We start from the raw sequence: 20,390 nt of genomic DNA on the forward strand, positions 1-20,390 counted from the left end.
GGGGCGCGCCCCGCCCGGCCCCGGGGGGGGGGGGCGGGGGGGGGCGGCGCCGCGGGGGGGGGGGGGCGGGGGCGGGCGGGCGCCCGGGGGCGGCCCCCGGCGGGGGCCCGGGCCGGCCCCCGGGCCCCCCGCGGCCCGGGGCGCGGGGGGCCCCGGCCCGGCCGGCCGCGCCGGGGGGGGGGGGCCCCCCGCCCGGCCCCGGGCCCCCCCCCCCCCGGCCCCCCGGCCCGGGGGGGGCCCCCCCCCCCCCCCCCCCCCCCCGTTGGTGGCTGGGAGGCCGGCGGGTTGGCCGGCGATCACGAACAGGAGCCGGTCGGGGGCAAGGAGGGTTCCGGCGAGGCGGTTGACGTCGTCGAGAGTGACGGCCTCGATCAGGTCGTTGCGGTGGTCGATGTAGTCGATGCCAAGGTCGTACAACTGCATGCCCACCAGCATCCCGGCGATGCTCGCCGAGTTTGTGAAACGGAGCGGGAACGAGCCGGTGAGGTAGGTCTTGGCGTCGTTCAGCTCGGCCTCGGTGACGCCATTCTGGGCCATGCGCCGCCATTCTTCGCGCACGATGGAAACGGTTTCGGCAACGCGGGCGTTGGCGGTGGCGGCAGAGCCGCTGAGGAGCCCGCTGTGGTCGAGCGGGTAAAGCTGCGTGGAGACGGAGTACGCCAGCCCTCGCGATTCCCGAACCTCCTCGTATAGCCGAGACGTAAAGCTGCCGCCGCCGAGAATGTGGTTGAGGACGGTGGCGGCGTAGAACTCCGGGTCGTTGCGCTGCACCCCCTGCTGCCCGAACAGGATCACACTCTGGGGCACCGCCTGGTCGATGACGATGACGTTGCCGCCTGGTTTCGGCGCCACCTCGGACACCGTGTCCGGGGCGGCCTGTTCCGGCAGGCCGGCAAAAGTGGTTTCCAGCACGGCGGCCAAGTCTCCGGCGCTGATATCGCCCACCACCCCGATCACCAGATTGCTGCGGGCGAGGCGCCGGGCGGCAAAGCCGCGCAGGTCGTCGGCGGTGATCGCGGCGATCGTCTCCAGCGTCCCATCGGCCGGCCGGCCGTAGGGGTGTTCCGGGTATAGCGCCGCAAACAGTCGCCGGCCGGCAAGGTCACCCGGATCCTCGGCCGATTGCCGTAGATGCGCCTCGATCTGGTTCCGCACCCGCGCCACCGGCTCTGCATCAAAGCGCGGCTCGGTCAACGCCAAGCGCAACAGGTCGAAAGCGGCGTACCGGTTCTCGGTCAGCGTGCGCATCTCCGCGCCGACCGTGTCGCGTCCCGCGTAGAAGCTCAGCTCGACCGCCAGAGCCTCGAGGCGCGCCTGGAACGCTTGCGAATCAAGGTCTCCGGCACCTTCGTCCAGCAGCGCCATCGTGAACCGGGCGAGACCGGCCTTGCCTTCAGGGTCGAGCGCCGCGCCGCCGCGGAAGGCGATGTCCACGCTGATGATCGGGATCGAGTCATCCTCCACCAGCCAGGCCTCGACGCCACCGGCGACGACCCGCTGCACCTCGACAGCGCCGGCCGGCGACGCCCCTGTGGTCAGCAGCGCGATCAGCAACAGGACGAACGCGCCGCGCCGCGCCTGCCCTCGAAAGAGCTTTGCGGTCATAAAGCCTGCGCCTGTGGTTCCGCCTGCGCCTGTGGCTCCGCTTCCGGCAGCAGCAGCGCGGTGACGGAACGGCGAATGTCGAGAACGTAACGGGCCGCCGCGTGCACCTGCTCCGGCGTTACGGCGGCGATCCGCTCCGGCCAGCGCTCCACGTCTTCCACCTGCAGACCAACGGCGAGCGCCTCGCCAATAATACGGGCGCCGGCGGTGAGCGAATCCCGCACGTAAGTGGCGTCTGCGACCAAACGCTCGCGGGCGGCCGCAACCTCCTGGTCGGTAACCCCTTCGTCCACCACACCGGCCAGCACTGCGTCGATTTGCGCTTCCAGGTCCTCCATGGACACACCGGGGCGCGGCGACGCGTAGAGGGCGAACTGGGACGGCCCGCGGGCGGTGGCGTCGTATCGGGTGCCGGCCGCCACCGCGACCTGCGCGTCGACGACGAGTTGCCTGTAAAGCCGGCTGGTGGCGTTCTCGCCAAGAATGTAGGACAGAACCTGCAGCGGGTAGGCATGTTCGCTGGCGCCCGTGAGATAGCTCGGCGCCAAGTACATCCGCCGCCATACCGGCTGCCCTACCCGCTCATCCCGCATCGTCAGCCGCGCTGCCGCGTGGTGCGGCGGCTCGACGTCCATGGCGTGCGTTCTCTCCGTCTCCGATCGCGGAATGGCGCCGTAGGTCCGCTCCGCCAGCGGCCGCAGCGCCTCTGCGGTAATGTCGCCGCCCACCACCAGGATCGCGTTCTCAGGCCGGTACCAGCGCCGGTAGAACGCCAGCACGCTGTCGTAATCGATACCCTCCACCTCGTGCGCCCACCCGATGACCGGGCGCCGGTACGGATGGTTGATGAACAGGACCGCGTCGGCCTGCTCGTCGAGCAGCGCCGCCGGTTCGTTATCCACGCGCTGACGCCGTTCCTCCAGGATCACTTGGCGCTCCGTCGCCACCTGTTCCTCGGTAATAGCGAGGCCCTGCATGCGATCGGCCTCCAGCGCCATGACGTCTTCCAGGCGGTCGCGGGCGATCGTCTGGTAGTAGGCAGTGTAATCCATCGAGGTGAACGCGTTCTCCCGGCCGCCGTTGCGGGCGACGAACTGTGAGAACTCGCCTGCAGGGGATTTCTCGGTACCCTTGAACATCAGGTGCTCGAGGAAGTGGGCGATACCTGATTCGCGCGGCGGTTCGTCGGCAGAGCCAACCCGATACCAGACCATGTGCGTAACGACGGGGGCGCGATGGTTGGGGACCACCACCACCTGCATACCGTTCGCGAGCGTGAACGTCTCCGGGTTGAAGACCTTGGCGGCGGCCGGACCCGGCCATGCGGCGGCAACGAGCCAGCCGGATAACAGAACCATGATCAGCCGCCGTGCACGGCTGCGGGATCGCTCTGCAACATTCATCGCATGTCACCTGATGCCGTGGTGGCCGCTCCCGTTACATGTGTCGCGCCCGGGATCGGCGCAACCCGACCGGCGCACCGAGCGGAACGGCGGTCATCGGGAGCATCTGCTCTGCACATGCGTGGCGATCGAGGAACAGGCGCCGGCCTGGATCGCTTCGCCGGCTCCGCCTCTTTGAGAAGACGTTCTCAGTCGGCGCCCGACTCGGCCCCCGAGCAACGGCACGACCCCGTACCTTTACACGACCCCGTACCTTTAATCGAAGATCCCTTCCAAGAGCGCGCGGCGCTTGCGCTCTATGACCGGGGTGGTGCCGGCGGTGACGGATTTGCCGAGGGCCTGGTTTTCGCTGATGCGCTGCTTTTCCTCCAGAGGATCGACAACGCTGCCGTAGGCGGTCGGCTTGCTCCAGAACATCAGGCGTTCGGTGAAGCTCTGGTCCTCCTCCGCGAGGATGCTGGTCTCGGCATTGACGACGGCGCGGATGCCGGGGTCGGCGTCGAGGGCGCCGGTCCTGGCCAGCATCGTTTCCGTCCCGGTGGACGCGCCGGGCAACGGCGTCGGGGCCGAGCCGCCGGCATAGGCGCCGCCGTATCCGGAAGAAGCGCTGCGGCCGCTCAGCATCGCCTGCCGGGCCTGATCGCCGGGCGAACCGGGCGACGGACGATCGCTGCCCGGCTCCGGCGGACGCAGCCCGTAGCCCGGCGGCATGCTGAGCGGGGCCCGGGAGTACACCGCGAACTCGTCGGGCGAGCGTTTGCCGAGCCCGAGCATCTCCTGGGAGTTGCTGCAGGCGCCGGCCGTTGCCGCCACGGCGCCGGCGAAAACGAGCGTCGCGAACCGAATCTTCATGCGCTTACCACCTCGCACTGGACAAGAACGCTTGATTGCATCGCGAATGCCTCATGCACACCAATGACGGTCAGTCTAATCGTTCTGCGTGCGCGTGAACAGGGCGTCGGCGACGATTATGACGGCGCCGACGGTGATCGCCGAGTCGGCGATGTTGAACGCCGGCCAGTAGCACCAGGACCAGCCCAGCGGGCATCCCCAGGATTCCAGATGGAGCTGGAGGAAGTCGGCGACGGCCTGGAATCGCAGGCGGTCGATGACGTTGCCGACCGCTCCGCCGACGATCAATCCGATGGCCGCGGCGACGAACAGACGCGGACCGCGGTAGAGCCAGACGAGCAGCACCGCGACGATGACGATGGCGACGGCGCTCAGCACCCAGGCATTCCAGGGCGAGTCGGTGTTGAACAGGCCGAAGCTGATGCCCCGGTTCCAGCCCATCACCAGATTGAAGAACGGCGTCACCTCGATGCGGCGCGGCGGCTGCATGACCCGTTCGAGAATCCACCACTTGCTGGCCTGATCCAGCACCGCCACGGTGAGCGCAATCGCCAGCCCCGCCCACAACCGGCGCGACGAAGGCATAGCGGCGTCTTGGCCGTCGCTATTCAGCGGCGGCGAGGTGCTGCTCGACCGCATCGGCACAGCGAAGGCACACATTGGGATACGCTGACTGGCCGGGATGGGCGGACCGGCGGCCCACCTCCTCCAAAACCTTCCAGCAGCGCTCGCACTTGTCGCCCGCTGCCGGCGCGAACGCGACCGCGATGCCGGGCACCTCGGCGAGGGCGAACAGGTTCGCCTCGGCCGGCGCCTCAGCGATGGGGCGGACGTCGATGCCGGACGTGATGCAGACGTCGGCGAGATCGTCCCGGCTGATTGCCGCGAGCGGGCTCGACCAGCGGTCGTCGGCGAAAACGGTCGGCGCCGCCTGCAGGCTGGAGCCGATGGTCTTGTCGGCGCGCTTCCGCTCGAGGGCCCCGGTCACCACCCGCCGCACTTCGCGGAGCCGCGCCCACTTGTCGGCCAGGGCATCGTCGCGCCAATCCGCCGGCACGTCCGGGAACAGGCGAAGGTGGACGCTCTCGTCGGCCCCCGGGTGGCGGGTCAGCCACGCCTCCTCGGCGGTGAAGCAGATGAACGGCGCCAGCCAGGCGGTCAGGTGGTCGAACAGGGCGTCGAGGACGGTGCGCACGGCGCGCCGCCGCGATGTCATCAACGCATCGCAATAAAGGCTGTCCTTGCGGACGTCGAAATAGAACGCCGACAGGTCCACCGCGCAGAAGGTGTGGAGCTCGGCGAACAGAGCGTGGAATTCGAAAGCGTCGCAGGCGTGACGCACCTGCCGGTCCAGCTCCCAAAGGCGGTGCAGGACCCAGCGCTCCAACTCCGGCATGTCGCGCCGTTCGACGCGTTCGCGGGCGTCGAAGCCGTTGAGGTTGCCGAGCAGGAATCGAAGCGTGTTGCGCAGCCGCCGGTAGATGTCGGCGTGCTGCTTGAGGATGTCTGCGCCGATGCGAAGATCCTCGGAATAGTCGGAGCCAACCACCCAGAGCCTGAGGATGTCGGCGCCGTGCTGGTTCATCACCTCCTGCGGCGCGACGATGTTGCCGAGCGACTTGGACATCTTCTGCCCGTCCTCGGCCATCACGAAGCCATGTGTGAGCACCGCATCGTAGGGCGCCCTGCCGCGGGTGCCGCAGGATTCCAGGAGTGACGAATGGAACCAGCCGCGGTGCTGGTCAGAGCCCTCGAGATAGAGCGACGCCGGCCAACGAAGCTCGTCGCGGGCCTCCAGCACGTAGGCGTGGGTGGAGCCGGAATCGAACCAGACCTCCAGGATGTCAGTCACCTGCTCGTAGTCGGCCGGGTCGTGCTCGGGGGCGAGGAAGCGCTCCTGCGGCGACGTCAGCCATGCGTCTGCGCCTTCCGCCTCCACCGCCGCGACCACCCGCTGGAACACTCGCTCGTCGCGGAGCGGCTCTCCGGTGGCGCGGTTGACGAACACGGTGATCGGCACACCCCAGGCACGCTGGCGGGAGACGCACCAGTCGGGGCGGCTCTCGATCATGCCGCGGAGCCGCTTCTGGCCCGAGGGCGGCACGAAGCGCGTCGCGTCGATGGCCTTCAGCGCCACGTCGCGGAGCCCGTTGGTCTCCATGCTGATGAACCACTGGGGGGTGTTGCGGAAGATCAGCGGCGCCTTGGAGCGCCAGGAATGGGGATAGCTGTGAACGAGCGGGCTGGTTGCCAGCAATGCGCCGGCGTCGCGGAGCGCCGCCACCACCGCGCCATTGGCGTCGCCATCCTTGCCGTCGCCGGTCATGACGTGGCGGCCGGCGAACAGGGGCACGTGGCCGAGGAAGGCGCCGTCGGCGCCGACCGTATCCGGAACCGCGATGCCGTTGCGGATGCAAAGCTCCCAGTCCTCCGCGCCGTGACCCGGGGCGCAGTGGACGAAGCCGGAGCCGGTGTCCACGTCGACGAAATCCGCCGCCAGCATCGGAACGTCGAAGCCGTAGCCGGACCCGTGCAGCGGATGGCGGAGGATGGTTCCGGCCAGTTCGCTGCCCTTCAGCCGGCCGACCACGCGATGGGCGCCGATCCGGGCCGCGGCCGCCACGTCCGGCACCAGCGATTCCGCCAGCACGATGCGATCGCCGGCCGCCGCCGCACTCCCCTCGCCCGCCTCGGTGACCTCGATCACCACGTAGTCGACGCCCTCCCCATAGGCAACGGCGCGGTTGCCGGGAATGGTCCACGGTGTCGTGGTCCAGATCACGATCGAAGCGCCCTGCAAGGACGGCAGGCTTCCGCGCATCACCGGGAAGCGGACGAAGATCGTGGTCGAGCGGTGGTCGTGGTATTCGACCTCGGCATCGGCGAGGGCGGTGCGCTCGACCACGGACCAGAGGACGGGCTTGGAACCCTTGTAGAGGCCGCCGTTCATCAGGAACTTGCCGAGTTCGCGGACGATCTGAGCCTCGGCCTCGTGGGCCATGGTCGAATAAGGCCGCGCCCAGTCGCCGATCACGCCCAGGCGCTTGAACTCGTCGCGCTGCACGTCGATCCACCCGGCGGCAAATTCCCGGCATTCCTGGCGGAACTGGATGATCGGCACCTCGTCCTTGTCCTTGCCGGCGGCGCGGTACCTTTCCTCGATCTTCCACTCGATGGGCAGGCCGTGGCAGTCCCATCCGGGCACGTAGTTGGCGTCCAGGCCCAGCATCTGTTGCGAGCGGTTGATCACATCCTTGAGGATCTTGTTGAGGGCGTGGCCGATGTGGAGGTGGCCGTTGGCGTAGGGCGGGCCGTCGTGGAGGATGAACTTTTCGCGGCCGCGGGACGCATCCCGCAGACGGCGGTAGAGATCCATCGCTTCCCAGCGACTGAGGATCTCCGGCTCGCGCTTCGGCAGCCCGGCCTTCATGGGAAAGCCGGTGCGCGGCAGGAACACCGTCGTCTTGTAATCCACGCGTCTTTCTCCGCTTACACGAGCATCTAAGCTAAAGTTCGAGGCGGCGGATGCCCCCTCCCTCCTGCTACCCGACAACGCCAGTCCTACCGTCCGGTTGTCGACTGGATCGCCGCCGGATGGGCGGTCGACAACACGCGGCGGGCGTGGACACAGTCGGCGCTGATTTGTGCCTTCAAAGCGTCGATGCCGTCAAAGGTTTGTTCCGCGCGAAGCCTCTCGATCAAAGCGACGCGCAGATGGCGGCCATAGAGATCGCCGTCGAAGTCGAACAGATGCGCCTCCAGGAGAACATCGGTTCCCCCGAACGTCGGGCGGTAGCCGAGGTTGGCGACGGCGTCGCGCCACACCACCCCGCCTTCATCTTCGATGCCGGCGCGCACCGCGTAGACCCCGAGCGCCGGCCGCAGCACCTCGCCCAAAGCCAGATTGGCGGTCGGGAAGCCAATGGTGCGGCCGCGTCGGTCGCCCTCGGTCACCCGCCCCTCGATCGTAAACGCCCGGCCGAGCACCCGGGTGGCGTCGGCGAGGTCGCCTCGCTTGAGGCTGTCCCGCACCCGGGTCGACGACAATGTCCGGCCGCCGTCGTCCCGGATCTCCTGGACGCAGGTGAAATCGAACCCGAACTCGCCGCCGAGATGGAGCAGCAGGTCCGGTGTGCCGGCGCGGCCGCGGCCGAAGGCGAAGTTGTGCCCGCATACCACCGAGCGCGCCGCCAGTCCGTCGATCAGCACGGTGTGGACGAACTCGCGCGGCGTCAGGGCCGCGAACGCCGCATCGAAGTGCACGACGATCAATTCGTCGACCCCCAGCGCCTCAATCAGCCGCGCCTTCAGGTGAAACGGCGTCAGCCGGAACGGCGTCGCATCCGGCTGGAACACGCTCCGCGGATGGGGCTCGAAGGTGAGCACCGCCCACGGCACGCCAAGCGAGCGCGCGGTGCGGCCGGCCTCGCCGATCACCGCGTGGTGGCCACGGTGGACGCCATCGAAGTTGCCGATCGCGACCGCGGCGCCGCGCACCCCGTCCGGCAGATTCTCGTAGTGGCGGAACAGGCGCATGACCTGTCCCGGCGTCAGCCGCGGGACGGCACCATGATCAGCGCTTCGCCCTCGATCACCGGCTTGCCGGCCACAGTGCAGACCGTGTCGAACTCGACGAACTTCTTTTGCGGCAGCAGTTTCTTGATGGTCACGGTGGCGTTGACCGTGTCGCCGACCTTGACCGGCGCCTTGAACTTGAGGGTCTGGCTGACGTAGATGCAGCCGGGGCCCGGCAGCTTGGTTCCGAACACGGCGGAGATCAGGCCGGCGCCGAACATGCCGTGGGCGATGCGCTGCTTGAACATGGTTTCCTTGGCAAAATCGTCGTTCAAGTGCACCGGGTTGGTGTCCCCGGAGACGCCGGCGAAGGACTCGATGATGGCGTCGGTCACCGTCTTCCCGAACGTTGCCGACATCCCCTCCTTGAGGTCCTCGAAATAATAGCCCTGCAGGTCGTCCCGTATGCTCATGGCGTTTTCCTCTTCCTCAGCGTGTTGTAGAGCGGCGCTTGATGCTGCAGCGCACAATAGGTGACCCGATCCTAAACGGCTGGCCTCGAACGAGCAAGAGGAGTGCGTTGAAGGCTGCGGGCGTGTTCAGTCACGACCCGGTCGGGCGACGGCGCACCAGACGGGGGATGGCCCGCATAGCGCGCCACCGCCTGATGGCGGAAGGTCGCACATGGTCGTCGGCCTCTTCGTGGGAGGCTTCAGAAGGCGAAGCGTCGCCTGAGTCGCTGAACAGCGACGCGCGCTGCGGGCGGGTTTGGTCGCGGCGCTCGATCAGCATGAGGGTTCGCGCCACCAGCGGATCGCGATCCGGCGGCGGCGCGCACGACAGGACGTGGGCGCGGGCGATGGCGCGGATGCGCCTGGCGACAACCGGGAAGCCATGCCGGGCCTCGCACCAGCGGGCATAGGCGGCGACCGTCCATGGATGCGCCGGCAGCGCCTTTAGCCGCCGCTGCTTGCACCAGGCGACGAAGGTCGCCCATTCGCTTTCGCTCTTGCCTCCTGCCATGGCCATCGTCCGCCGAAGCCTGCCCGACACAGTAGTTCACCGGTCGGCGCCGCTCAACAAAAACGTGTGGTCGCGCCGGCTCAACCCGTAGAAACGCCCGGCCTGCAGGGCGAGCGACAGTACGCTGGCGATGAAGACGCCTTCGAACAGGCCGATCACGCCGCGGGCCAGCGGGAACGCCAGCAGCCACGCCAGCGGGATCATCACGACAAGGTAGCTGACGACATAGAGGGCGGTCGCCACCCACGTCTCGCCGCGGCCGCGCAAGGCGTTGGCCATGACCCCCTGGCCGCCGTCGACGATCAGCACCCAAGCCACCAGCGTCACCACCGGCGTGGCGACGCCGATCAGCGTCCGGTCGTTGGTGTAGAGGGCGGCGATGCTCTCGGGGACCATGGCGATGCCGAGCGCGAACAACGTCATCGCGACGGTGCCGAGGCCGAGCCCGGTCCATCCCGCCCAGGCGACGCCGGCCGCATCGCCGCGCCCGTGCGCCGCGCCGACCCGCACCGCGGTGGCGGAGCCGATGCCGACGGCGGCCATGTACAGCATCGCCAGCAAGTTCATGGCGATCGCGAAGGCGGCGAGCGGGTAGGGTCCGAGCCAGCCGGCGAACACGTTCATGGCTGAGAACGACAGCGCCTCGACGCCGATGCTGACGCCACTGGCGTAGCCGATGCGCCGCTGCCGCGCCCAGCTTCGCCAGCCGCCGATGGGCTGTCGGCGCACGCCGAAGCGGTCGTGGTCCGCCATCATCCAGACGTAGGCGACGAGGCCGACACCGAGCGCCAGGCGCACCCCCGTCGTCGCCCACGCCGAACCGAGTGCGCCCATCGGCGGGACGCCGAAATGGCCGTAGACGAGCACCCAGTTGAGGGCGACGTTGAGCACGTTTGCGGCGAGCATCGCCACCATGCCCGGCAGCGGCCGGCGGATGCCCTCCAGAAAGAACGTGGTGGTCACGAACAGAAGCTGCGGCGCGATGCCGAGGCCCAGCACCTGCACCACACGTCCGCCGGCCCGGGCAAGTTCGGGGCTCTGGCCGAGGAGGCTCAACAGCGTCTCCCCGAAGGCGCAGATCACGGCGACGCCGCCGCCGAGGCAGAGGGCATAGGGCAGCGACCGCCGCCACACCATCCCGCACTCCTCCGGACGGTCCCGCCCGAACGCCGCAGCGGTCACCACCAGCGTGCCCATCACCAGCCCCAGCGTCGACAGCAGCAGCGGCATGATCGGCGCAAGACCGATGCCAAGGTACGCCAACTCCTCCGCCGCGTAGCGGCCGACCATGATGGTGTCGACCAGCGCCATCACCATGACGCCCGATCGCGCCACCACAACCGGCGCGGAGAGGCGCAGGAGGTCCATGACGTGGCTTGCCAGGCGAGCCAGGAGGGCGTTCGGACGGCGCGGACGCAGGGTCATCGAGCGAAGGTAGACGCCGCCGGAGATCGTCGCCAGAACGTTGATCCGGATGGCTGCGGGGCGAGTTGCCTGCCGCGCCGGTTGTGCCGGCGCACCGGCGATCGTGATCGGATGACGGCGTACTTCGCTCGTTGAAGGTCCGGCGCACGCACCTGGGCAGGCGGGTAGCGGGAAACGCGCTCGCCTCTCCCCTTCAATCTTGTTTGCCCAGCCTCCAAATGTCGTATAACGGGGCGCAAATTTTGGGGCGCCGCCCGCCTCACGGCAGGGCTTGCGATCCGCAAGGGGGCGTAACGGGAGAACCCAATGAACGTGATCGAAACGGATATCGCCATCGTCGGGGCCGGCGGGGCCGGCCTGCGGGCGGCCATCGAGGTGGCCGAGATGGACCCCAAGGTGAAGGTGCTGCTGGTCTCCAAGGTCTATCCGATGCGGAGCCATACCTGCGCGGCCGAAGGCGGCGCGGCCGGGGTGATCAAGGACAACGACAGCCTAGAATACCACTTCAACGACACCGTCGGCGGCGGCGACTGGCTGACCGATCAGGACGCGGTCGACCTGTTCGTCAACGAGATTCCCAAGGAACTGACGTTGCTCGAGCACTGGGGCTGCCCGTGGAGTCGCGAAGACAGCGGCAAGGTGGCGGTGCGGCCGTTCGGCGGCATGAAGATCATGCGCACGTGGTTCGCCGCCGACAAGACCGGCTTCCACATGCTTCACACCCTGTTCCAGACCTCGCTCAAGTACCCCGGCATCAAGCGCCTCGACGAGTACTACGTCACCGACCTGATGGTGGACGACGGCCGCGTCTCGGGCGTGTTGGCGATGGAAATCCGCTCCGGCGAGATCAGCCTGATTCGCGCCAAGGCGGTGATCGTCTGCTCCGGCGGCGCCGGCAAGATCTTCAAGTTCACCACCAACGGCGCCATCAAGACCGGCGACGGCATGGCCATGGCGTACCGCGCCGGAGTGCCGCTGAAGGACATGGAGTTCGTCCAGTACCACCCGACCGGGCTGCCGGCCACCGGCATTCTGTTGACCGAGGGCTGCCGCGGCGAAGGCGGCATCCTGGTCAACAAGGACGGCTACCGGTTCCTCCAGGACTACGGGCTTGGCCCGCCGGACCCGTGGCCGCGCCTCAAGGCGATGGAACTGGGACCGCGTGATCGGCTGAGCCAGGCGTTCTGGCACGAGCAGAAGAAGGGCCGCACGATTCCGAGCCCGTGGGGCGACGTGATGCACCTGGACATGCGCCACCTGGGGGAGAAAAAAATCAACGAGCGCCTGCCCCTTATTCGCGAGCTATCGCGCCTCTACGCCGGCGCCGATCCTGTGTACGAACTGGTGCCGGTGCGCCCCGTGGTGCACTACATGATGGGCGGCATCCACACCAACATCGACGGCGCGGCGCCGATGGCCGGGCTGTACGCCGCCGGCGAATGCGCCTGCGTGAGCATCAACGGCGCCAATCGCCTCGGCTCCAACTCGCTCGGCGAGTTGCTGGTGTTCGGCGCCCGCGCTGCCCGCCACGCCGTCGAGTTCGTCAAGTCCGAGGGCAAGGGCGGCAACGGCAAGGCGATCGAGGCGCAAGCCAACGACGCGGAGAGCCGGGTCCGCTCACTGTTCCAGCGGAAAGGCAAGGACAGCGTCCCGCAGCTTCGAAAGGAGCTCAACATCACCATGGAGGAAGGCTGCGGCATCTACCGCACCGAGGCCGAACTCAAGGCCACTTGCGACAAGGTTACCGAGCTCCGCGGCCGCTACAAGGACGTCAAGCTGGAGGACACGTCGAGCGTGTTCAACACCGACCTTTTGCAGACGTTGGAGCTCGGGTGCATGCTGGAAGTGTCGCAGGCGGTCGCCGTCTCGGCGCTGGAGCGAAAGGAGTCGCGCGGCGCCCACCAGCGCCTCGACTACGACAAGCGCGACGACGTCAACTACCTCAAGCATTCGATGGCGCATTACAATCCCGACGGCGATCCGCGCATCGACTATTTGGACGTGGTGATCACGAGATCGCAACCGGCCGAACGCATCTACGGCGCCGGGGCAGAAGGGCAGGTGGTCTGATGGAAACCCGAAACATCACGGTGGAAGTCCTGCGCTACCGGCCGGAGCAGGACTCCGAGCCGTTCTTCCAGAGCTACGTGGTGCCGTGCGAGGAGCACTGGGTAGTGCTCGACGCCCTCAACTACATCAAGGACGAGTTGGACCGCACCCTCAGCTACCGCTGGTCGTGCCACATGTTCGTGTGCGGCAGTTGCGGCATGGTCATCAACGGCGAGCCGATGCTGTCCTGCAAGAAGTTCGTCCGCGACTTCGGAGACAAGATCCGGGTCGAGCCGCTTGCCAACTTCCCGATCGAGCGCGATCTGGTCATCGTTCAGGACGACTTCATCGAGAAGCTGGAGAGCGTCAAGCCGTACCTGATCCCGAAGGAAGCCCGCACGATCGATCAGGGCGAGTACCTGCAGACGCCGGCCCAACTCAAGACCTACAAGCAGTACACCATGTGCATCAACTGCTTGTGCTGCTATTCGGCGTGCCCGCAGTACGGGCTTGACGACACGTTCATCGGCCCCGCCGCCCTCGCCCTCGCCCACCGCTACAACGCCGATTCCCGCGATGTCGGCCGCAAGGCCCGGGAGGACGTGGTCGCGTCACACGACGGCATCTGGACCTGCAGCTTCGTCGGCGCGTGCTCGGTGGTGTGCCCCAAGGACGTGGAGCCGGCCGGCGCCATCCAGCAGACCAAGTTCACCAGCGCCATCGATTACCTCACGGGCATGGTGTCGCGCGGGGACAAGACCCGGGGAGACAAGAGCGGGGGAGACAAGAAATGAGCCGCAAGCCTTATCGCCGGGAGATGTCCAAGACCTCCTGGTTCATGACCCACCAGCGCTTCAAGACCTACATGCTGCACGAGATCAGCTCGCTGTTCGTGGCGATCTACGCACTGATCCTGATCATTGGCCTGTTCCGCCTCGGCGAGGGCTGGGAGGCGTGGGACGGCTTCGTCGACTTCCTCGCGAGCCCGCTCGGGATCATCCTGCACGTGGTCATCTTCGTGTTCTCGGTGATCCACACCATGGCGTGGTTCAAGGCGGTGCCGCAGGCGATGCGCATCCAGCGCGGCGACCATTTCGTCGAGGACAAGGTGCTGGTCGGCGGGCACTATGCGGTGCTGGCGGTGGTCTCGCTATTCGTGTTGATTTTGGCGGGAGTAGCCTGAGATGGCGCACGCGAAGGGCAGATCCAACAAGGCCGTCTTCTGGTTCCTGTTCGCCGCCGGCGGCACGGTGGTGGCGTTCATCATGCCCGTCATGGTCCTGGTCACCGGCCTGGGCCCGCTGGGGCTGTTCGACGACGCGTTCCTCTACGAGAACATGCATGGCTTCGTCAGCAACTGGCTGGTCCGCCTCGCGCTGTTCGGAATCATTGTCCTGATGCTGTGGCACGCCGCCCACCGCCTCAAGGTCTGCGCCCACGACTTCGGGCTGCGCGCCGAGGGCCCGGTGTCCCTGGTCCTCTACGGCCTCGCCCTCATCGGCACCATAGCCACCGCCATGGCGCTGCTGGTGGTGTAGGTTTTGGTCAGCCATGCCGGCGTCTCCGGCGCCGGCGGGGGGCCCGGTCCGATCCGGGCATCGACGGGCGCCGCACCGGTAGCAGCGCCGACGCGGACGGGCGCCACAGGTTGCAATCTCTCCGTGTTGAGCCTGTGGCGCACCCTGCGTGATTCTGGCCCGAAATACCCCGCTTGAGTACGCATTTGTACGCCGGTTTCGCGCCTATCCCCTTGATACCAATGATTTTGTGTCAAAACCACACGTCGGAATGTATTCCGATGTATGCGGATGTATGCAGAACCGGGTGTAACCCATTGAAACTAAATGAATCAACCCCTAGTGGCATTGCGATCTCAGCGGCGCTGCCGTTATCGCCCTCCGGTCAGCCTGACGATGGAAAAGAACGTAACAAGATCATGGGGGCCGGCGCAACCGCCGTCAAGGGGTTTGCGTTGGGATCTTGGGCCTCTTAGTCAACTACATCGTCCACGCATTCGCAGCATCCGCCAACTCCTGGGGCGGCGGCGGAGTCTTTTCGGCGGCAGGTTGAGGCGCCAGGTAGTACTGGTTGTGGTTGTCGTCCTTGTAGCGCGTGCCGGCGATCCAATAGAACAGCTTGAAATGAATGACGGCCCGGTACGGCACCGCGACGCTGGACAGCTGCCAGATCGGCCACCCCAGCGGTTCGGTGTCGCCGGTCTTGCCAAGATCGAGGTCCTGCTTGCCGAACTGCGGGTCGCCGACCACCCGGAAGCGGACGCTCACGCGTTCGACCGCCGACACTGCGGCGACGCGCACGGAGAAGCCGCTGTAGGGCGTCTGCGGATCGCTGACCACGTCGGTGGAGAGCAGCTTGATTTGCTCAGCGACAAAGCCGAAGCGGAAGTTGCGTCCTTCGTCCGAATCGTAATGCATGCCGCTGCGTGGACTGGCGTAGGAGAACCAGAGAACGACCTCTCCGGCACTCTCGGGAATGAGGAAACTCGCCTGCAGCATCGACCCCCTGCCGGTGGACTCGACGTACGGGTGGTCTTGCACACCGTTCGGCGAGACGAGGGTTTTCGAGGTCGGCGCCTCGCCAGCGCAAAAAGCGGCGTGGGCGACGATCGGGGAGTTGGGGTCGCCGAAGCGGTAGGGCTCCCCGTCGGGAACGATCCGCTTCGGATCGTATCGGACAACCAACTCTGCTCCCGGTCGCAGGTCGCCGTAGAGCAGTTCGTGGAAGTCGTTGGTGAAAGTGATCCGCGGCGCGACGTGTGAAAACGCTCTTTCGCTCATCTCGTCTCTCCCTTGACGAAGCCTCGCTGTCCGCGGCGGAGCATGGTCCGCCGCCCTCGTCGGGTGTCAGGTTCGTACCGTGACCGTCACGTCCTTTAGGGTGTCGAAGACCTTGACCACGGTGGTCTCGAGACCCGCATCCCAGAAGTAGACATCGCTTGTCGCCGCCGCCAACCCGGACGCAGAGTGGGCGTCGGGCAAGGCGTTCGAGCCGAGGGTGACCGAGTTCGGCCGCGCCGTCGCCAGAAATCGGATCGTGTAGTAGGACTCCGGGGGAGTATAGGCGTCGACCAAGCGTTCCAGCCGCACGCTTCTCCCGCCGGAGACGGTGCGATGGCCGATCCGGGTGGTGCGATAAGCCCCCGCCGTCTCGGCCTCTGTCGTGAGCCCGTCGTCCTGGTAGAGCAGGTAGTCGTCATCCGGCCCGGGATAGACGGTGATGTCGAGCGGGTTCTCTTTCAACTCACCGACGTACTGCTCGACCACCGAGCGCATCGGCAAGATGGCGCCGGCGCGGACATAGATCGGCACCAGATCGAGGTCTGCGTGGTAGTCGATGACCGTGGTGCCGCCCGCGACCGCCGCCGAAAGCGGGGCCTGGTTGTCGGCGAACCCGTACCATTCGCTGCCGGCCGGTAGATAGATGTCGCGAGCGGCCGCCCTCGGCGGCGAGGCGGTGATCGCCTGGAACAGAATCGGCGCCACCAGGAAATTCTTGCCGACGAAGAACTGATCGGCGAGGTGGTCGTAGACCGCCGGATCGCCCGGGTCGTTCAGGAACAGGGCGCGCGCGATCGGCATGCCGGTTTGCGTCCACTCGTACATGGCGTCGTAATAGATCTGCAGCATCCGGTAGCGCAACTCCACGTACTTTCGGCAATTGGTCGGCACCGGCTCGCCGTAACGGTAAGGCTCCTGAAACTCCTTGGTGTAGCCGTTGTAGTGGTTCCGATACCATGGCAGGAAGGAGCCGACCTGCATCCAGCGGGTCAGCAGTTCGTAATTGGTTATGCCGCCCTTGACTTGGCCGTTCTCGACGTAGAAGCCGCTGGTACTTCCGCTGCCGTTGGCGAACCCGCCGATGTCGCAGCCGGAGATCGGCACGCCCGACAGGCCGATGTTGAGCACTTCCGGCACGTTGATCGCCAGGAAATCCCAACTCGAAGCGGAATCCCCGGTCCACAGCGCCGCGTAACGATGCATCCCGGCGTATCCGCCGCGGGCGATGATAAAATTGCGGCGGTCCGCGCGAAGCTTGTTCAGGCCGTTCCATGTGGCCATCAGCAGAAACAGGCCGTAGAGGTTGTGGTCGACACCGTTCGGGACGTAGGTGACGTCGTTGTTGATCATCAGGTCGAGCGGAAACGTCCCGTAGCGGAACACGTTGCCGTCCAACGCCGGGCACATCATGTCCTGCCAGATCATGTCCATGCCGAGGTCGTTGATCAGATGCGCATACTGCTGGCCCCAGACATCGCGGACGTCGGCACGACCCAGGTCGGGATAGTTGCCGCTGGCGCCGAGCGGCGTCATGCCCTGGGCATTGGGCTTTAACGGGGGATACTGGTAGGGATTGGAGCCGTTGTTCTCGCCGTAATTGACGCGGCCGACGAACAGGTTCCGGTTGGGGCCCTGACCCGCATACGTATTGAAGATCAGCGCCCCCGCCTGCATCAGCGCCTGGCGCTGGGCATACGGCGCGAGGCGGCCGTTTTCATCGAGTTCGTTTTTAGTGACCAACGGGGTGATGTTGGTCGAGCACTTGAAGCCTTTCTGGTGGAGACCATCCATCATCTCGGCCGCGTTCGGGAACTTCATCTCGCTGTGGGTGAAGGTGCGGTAGTTGTTCTGGAAGTCGACGTCGATATGAAGGCCGTCGCACGGAATCCGGTTCGATCGGTAGGCGTCGGCCACCGCCTCCAGGTGGGCCCGGTCGTAGTAGCCGTAGCCGCCCTGGTGAAACCCGAACACATACTTGGGTGGCATCGGTCCTCGCCCTGTCAGGGTGGTGTACTGGTCGAGGACGTCGACCACCGCGCCGCCGAGCATGAAATAGTAGTCGAGGTCGTTGAACAGGGCTCCGAAGTAGAGCTTTCCGTCCATGTTTGAATAATCATTCGAACCGACGTTGAAGAAAGACTGCGCGCCATTGTCAAAGAACAGACCGTAACAGTATGGCGCACCGGCAAAATCCCCCGTCGGGGCAGGATTGATCTCCAACATGAATGGAATCGATGCGTACAGCGCCTCGCTGGGATTGAGCGGGCCCGGGTCATTGCCTGGCGGCAGCGGCGCATTAATGTAGGAGAAGTTGTCGTAGTTGAACTGGGTCATCGTGAACAGGTTTTTGAGAACCTGCGCACCTGCCTTTTCTCCGAAGCCACAGTATTTTGCGCTGACCGGCCGGGTCTTGAAGTTGGCGACGACCTTCGCATCAGGAATGTAAACGAGGTTGTAGCTGGGTTCGTCCGCCGAGATCAGCTGACCGTCGCGATAGACGCGAATTCGATAGGGCTGCAGGTCGATGTCGACCCGCATCGCCCCGGTGTCGACCACCAGCCGCGCACTGGAATTCTCGACGACCTTGAGCTTGACCGGGCCCAGGTCGCGGGTGACCACGGCGGGCGACCCCTCGATCGTGTAGTCGGGTTTCGCCTCCGGGCTGAAGCGGACGCGAAAGCAGGTCGCCGACAGAAAAGAGACCTGAAGGCTTCGTCCTCCGCCTTCGAGCGCCAGGTTGAAAACGTTGCCGCTACGCGCGACCGAGGAGATGCCGCCGATCGGCGTCCAGTGGCCGTGGTTGGGTGTGAAATCGCGAACCGTTACGAATGGAATGTCCATCGCCGACCGCCTCCCCTGATGTCTAGACCGTTGCCCGCTGCCGTAGTCCAGAGTCGGCTCTGCGGCCGACCCGCCGGTCAGGGTCTGCTCGAACCCTGCTTGGATCGCGCCTTGAGCTGAAGTTGCCAAACATAGTGGGCGTTGCCGGTCTGACCGAAGCTGCCGTTCTTACCGTAGATCGGCTCGAGGAGACCGTTGGCGTCACGGATCGGCTTGCCGTTCTCGTCGCGCTTGAACGCCATCGCCGCCCCGGCGGAGAAATGGCAACCGACGCAGCTCTCGGTGCCGAACACCCGCGTCCGGTCGGGCGTCACCTGTTCGGTCGGTTGATCGGCCCAGAACCCGAACGGCAGTCGGTCGTCTTCCTCCAGCGGGCCGGCGTCCTGCTCGCCCTTCTGGAAGTACGACTCCATCGTCGTGTTGATGTTGTAGACCGGCACAACCCGACCCGGAACCTTGTAGTGAATGCTCTCGGGGGCACTTCCGGCGCCGCCGCCAAAGGCCGGGAAACCCGGCTGGATCGGCCACTGGGTTCCGATGAGCTCGTAATACCGGAACACCGAGCCCGCCGCTTCGAGCTGGTTCTGAACGGAGCGATTGAGCGCCGCTGTCGCCGGCGCAACCGGGACGACCCGGGTGAGCTGAACCGGGTTGGTCGTCTTTTTTTCGTCCCACTCGGTGAACTGGCCACTCGCGTCCGGTAGGGCGTTCTTCGGCGGCAGAACGTTGACGAGCTTGGTCGGCTGATCCGGATTGTTGAAGATGGGCCGCACCCGCTCGCGATTGCCGGCCAACGTGGTTCCGAATTCGAGGTCGTCGGCGATGACGTTGTCGACATGCTCGAAGGTCGCCCAGATCCAGTTCGGGGCCGACTGGGTCAGCGCCGTCACGTGCATGCCGACCAAGCCCATCAGCTGCTTCGAGCGCGTCCGGACCGGATTGCCGTCCTTGTCGAAGGACGTGCTGACGACGAAGGCCTCTTGCGTGAAGAATCGCTCCGGCATGTCGTCGGGCCCCAGCTGCTTCCAGGCCAGTTTGACGCCCATGCTACCGGGTTTCGGATCATAACCCGTCTTGTTGGCCGGGAACTCGATCTCCTGGCCCTTTTCCGCCACGAAGGCGATCTGGCCCTCCTGGTTGTAGAGTTCGTTGGTGACGATGTAGTCGAACTGCGGCTTGTTGACCAAGGATTGATAGCGAACGAACACGCCGTTCTGGTCGACGAGCGGTCCGGTGAAGGCCTGCATGCTCTCATGCAGTTCGTTGGTCGGCGAATCGCTCTCGTCGATCATTTTCGAGTAGCGCCACAGCACCAATTCCCGCTCGGCATGCTCCTTGGCGGCATCCCAGGGCGCCGGTTTGCCGCCATCGGGCAGATAGATGCTGTCGTTGGTTCGCCAGCCCATCCACACCCGCGGCGCCTCGGCGTCGGCGATGGTCTTTTCGCGATCGGGGGCGCCGTCGCTGTTCGCCGGCCAGTTCAGCGCGATAAATGCCTGCCAGGCAAAGATATCGAACAATCGCTGCGCTTCCGGGACCTGACCGTCGCGATCCAGCTTGTGAAGAGCGTCGACATCGACGTCGTGCGGCAGGTCGGGCGACAGCGGTCGAGGAAAGTCGAGCGCTGTCGTCGCTGGCTCGGCACCCGAGGCGCGGCCCGCGCCGACAGCGACCGTCGCCGCCGCCAAGCACAAATACACCAAACAAAAACTTAGCGCCCTTGTGCGTCCCACCAGCATCAGTATTTTCCCGCGTTATTGATTAAACCCGTTTGTAGCGGACACTCTGCAAGAATAGCAAGAAGCAATGAGGTAACGGCGCCCTATCGGTCGCCCCGGGAAGTTCGAGGAGCTCGGCCATCGGCGCAAAGTCCCAGCCG

At 66.2% G+C, this 20,390-nt stretch carries 15 protein-coding genes and 1 pseudogene; 4 read left to right on the forward strand and 12 right to left on the reverse strand.

All coding sequences use genetic code 11. The annotated features are described in order from the left end of the window. Positions 1 to 273 precede the first annotated feature (273 nt). The 9 genes and pseudogenes from IPM60_03595 to IPM60_03635 all read right to left on the reverse strand — a co-directional run bounded on the left by IPM60_03595 (position 274) and on the right by IPM60_03635 (position 10,823). A pseudogene (locus IPM60_03595) lies at positions 274 to 1,605 on the reverse strand (insulinase family protein). Further along, the gene (locus IPM60_03600; GenBank protein MBK8907001.1) at positions 1,602 to 3,008 is read right to left on the reverse strand and encodes an insulinase family protein; all 1,407 of its coding nucleotides are present in this window, start codon (positions 3,006 to 3,008) and stop codon (positions 1,602 to 1,604) included. Before IPM60_03600 ends, IPM60_03595 begins: the two are co-directional and overlap by 4 nt. A 255-nt stretch (positions 3,009 to 3,263) precedes the next feature. Then, positions 3,264 to 3,860, reverse strand: coding sequence for a DUF3035 domain-containing protein (locus IPM60_03605; GenBank protein MBK8907002.1), 597 nt, complete (start codon positions 3,858 to 3,860; stop codon positions 3,264 to 3,266). Positions 3,861 to 3,935: 75 nt separating this feature from the next. Then, on the reverse strand, positions 3,936 to 4,445 hold the full coding sequence (gene lspA / locus IPM60_03610; GenBank protein ID MBK8907003.1) for a signal peptidase II: 510 nt from the start codon (positions 4,443 to 4,445) through the stop codon (positions 3,936 to 3,938). Between the two features lie 19 nt (positions 4,446 to 4,464). Then, a complete protein-coding gene (locus IPM60_03615; GenBank protein MBK8907004.1) occupies positions 4,465 to 7,335 on the reverse strand; it encodes an isoleucine--tRNA ligase in 2,871 nt (956 codons plus the stop codon). Positions 7,336 to 7,421: 86 nt separating this feature from the next. After that, positions 7,422 to 8,396 (reverse strand): bifunctional riboflavin kinase/FAD synthetase, encoded by a 975-nt coding sequence (locus tag IPM60_03620; protein MBK8907005.1) that lies wholly within the window; start codon positions 8,394 to 8,396, stop codon positions 7,422 to 7,424. A 14-nt stretch (positions 8,397 to 8,410) separates the two neighbouring features. Continuing rightward, complete coding sequence (locus IPM60_03625) at positions 8,411 to 8,848, reverse strand: MaoC family dehydratase (protein ID MBK8907006.1); 438 nt, start codon at positions 8,846 to 8,848, stop codon at positions 8,411 to 8,413. A gap of 130 nt (positions 8,849 to 8,978) precedes the next feature. Next, a complete protein-coding gene (locus tag IPM60_03630) occupies positions 8,979 to 9,404 on the reverse strand; it encodes a hypothetical protein (protein ID MBK8907007.1) in 426 nt (141 codons plus the stop codon). Between the two features lie 30 nt (positions 9,405 to 9,434). Then, positions 9,435 to 10,823 (reverse strand): MATE family efflux transporter, encoded by a 1,389-nt coding sequence (locus tag IPM60_03635; protein MBK8907008.1) that lies wholly within the window; start codon positions 10,821 to 10,823, stop codon positions 9,435 to 9,437. Positions 10,824 to 11,129: 306 nt separating this feature from the next. On the opposite strand from IPM60_03635, the gene frdA reads away from it, so the two are divergent. Genes frdA through IPM60_03655 form a run of 4 tightly spaced genes read left to right on the forward strand, consistent with a single transcriptional unit; the run spans position 11,130 to position 14,410 of the window. Next, entirely contained in the window at positions 11,130 to 12,893 is a 1,764-nt protein-coding gene (gene frdA, locus IPM60_03640) for a fumarate reductase (quinol) flavoprotein subunit (protein MBK8907009.1), read from the forward strand. After that, a complete protein-coding gene (locus tag IPM60_03645) occupies positions 12,890 to 13,666 on the forward strand; it encodes a succinate dehydrogenase/fumarate reductase iron-sulfur subunit (GenBank protein ID MBK8907010.1) in 777 nt (258 codons plus the stop codon). The genes frdA and IPM60_03645 overlap by 4 nt, the downstream gene beginning before the upstream one ends. Next, positions 13,663 to 14,055 (forward strand): fumarate reductase subunit C, encoded by a 393-nt coding sequence (locus IPM60_03650; GenBank protein MBK8907011.1) that lies wholly within the window; start codon positions 13,663 to 13,665, stop codon positions 14,053 to 14,055. The genes IPM60_03645 and IPM60_03650 overlap by 4 nt, the downstream gene beginning before the upstream one ends. 1 nt (position 14,056) lies before the next feature. Beyond that, complete coding sequence (locus IPM60_03655) at positions 14,057 to 14,410, forward strand: fumarate reductase subunit D (GenBank protein ID MBK8907012.1); 354 nt, start codon at positions 14,057 to 14,059, stop codon at positions 14,408 to 14,410. A gap of 459 nt (positions 14,411 to 14,869) precedes the next feature. Here the strand turns inward: IPM60_03655 and IPM60_03660 are convergent, their stop codons facing one another. The 3 genes from IPM60_03660 to IPM60_03670 all read right to left on the reverse strand — a co-directional run bounded on the left by IPM60_03660 (position 14,870) and on the right by IPM60_03670 (position 20,214). Beyond that, positions 14,870 to 15,670, reverse strand: a complete 801-nt coding sequence (locus IPM60_03660) for a hypothetical protein (GenBank protein MBK8907013.1) — start codon at positions 15,668 to 15,670, stop codon at positions 14,870 to 14,872. A gap of 66 nt (positions 15,671 to 15,736) precedes the next feature. Further along, on the reverse strand, positions 15,737 to 18,511 hold the full coding sequence (locus IPM60_03665) for a DUF4968 domain-containing protein (protein ID MBK8907014.1): 2,775 nt from the start codon (positions 18,509 to 18,511) through the stop codon (positions 15,737 to 15,739). Between the two features lie 77 nt (positions 18,512 to 18,588). Further along, entirely contained in the window at positions 18,589 to 20,214 is a 1,626-nt protein-coding gene (locus IPM60_03670) for a hypothetical protein (GenBank protein ID MBK8907015.1), read from the reverse strand. Positions 20,215 to 20,390 lie beyond the last annotated feature (176 nt).

Source organism: Rhodospirillales bacterium, assembly GCA_016710335.1.
Classification (GTDB): domain Bacteria; phylum Pseudomonadota; class Alphaproteobacteria; order Rhodospirillales; family Defluviicoccaceae; genus JADJXQ01.

Bases quoted from the DNA above. Each gene is read 5' to 3' on its own strand.
- lspA (MBK8907003.1), bottom strand. From the start codon at position 4,445: ATGCCTTCGTCGCGCCGGTTGTGGGCGGGGCTGGCGATTGCGCTCACC.
- IPM60_03620 (MBK8907005.1), bottom strand. From the start codon at position 8,396: ATGCGCCTGTTCCGCCACTACGAGAATCTGCCGGACGGGGTGCGCGGC.
- IPM60_03625 (MBK8907006.1), bottom strand. From the start codon at position 8,848: ATGAGCATACGGGACGACCTGCAGGGCTATTATTTCGAGGACCTCAAG.
- IPM60_03635 (MBK8907008.1), bottom strand. From the start codon at position 10,823: ATGACCCTGCGTCCGCGCCGTCCGAACGCCCTCCTGGCTCGCCTGGCA.
- IPM60_03630 (MBK8907007.1), bottom strand. From the start codon at position 9,404: ATGGCCATGGCAGGAGGCAAGAGCGAAAGCGAATGGGCGACCTTCGTC.
- frdA (MBK8907009.1), top strand. From the start codon at position 11,130: ATGAACGTGATCGAAACGGATATCGCCATCGTCGGGGCCGGCGGGGCC.
- IPM60_03665 (MBK8907014.1), bottom strand. From the start codon at position 18,511: ATGGACATTCCATTCGTAACGGTTCGCGATTTCACACCCAACCACGGC.
- IPM60_03650 (MBK8907011.1), top strand. From the start codon at position 13,663: ATGAGCCGCAAGCCTTATCGCCGGGAGATGTCCAAGACCTCCTGGTTC.
- IPM60_03605 (MBK8907002.1), bottom strand. From the start codon at position 3,860: ATGAAGATTCGGTTCGCGACGCTCGTTTTCGCCGGCGCCGTGGCGGCA.
- IPM60_03655 (MBK8907012.1), top strand. From the start codon at position 14,057: ATGGCGCACGCGAAGGGCAGATCCAACAAGGCCGTCTTCTGGTTCCTG.
- IPM60_03600 (MBK8907001.1), bottom strand. From the start codon at position 3,008: ATGAATGTTGCAGAGCGATCCCGCAGCCGTGCACGGCGGCTGATCATG.
- IPM60_03660 (MBK8907013.1), bottom strand. From the start codon at position 15,670: ATGAGCGAAAGAGCGTTTTCACACGTCGCGCCGCGGATCACTTTCACC.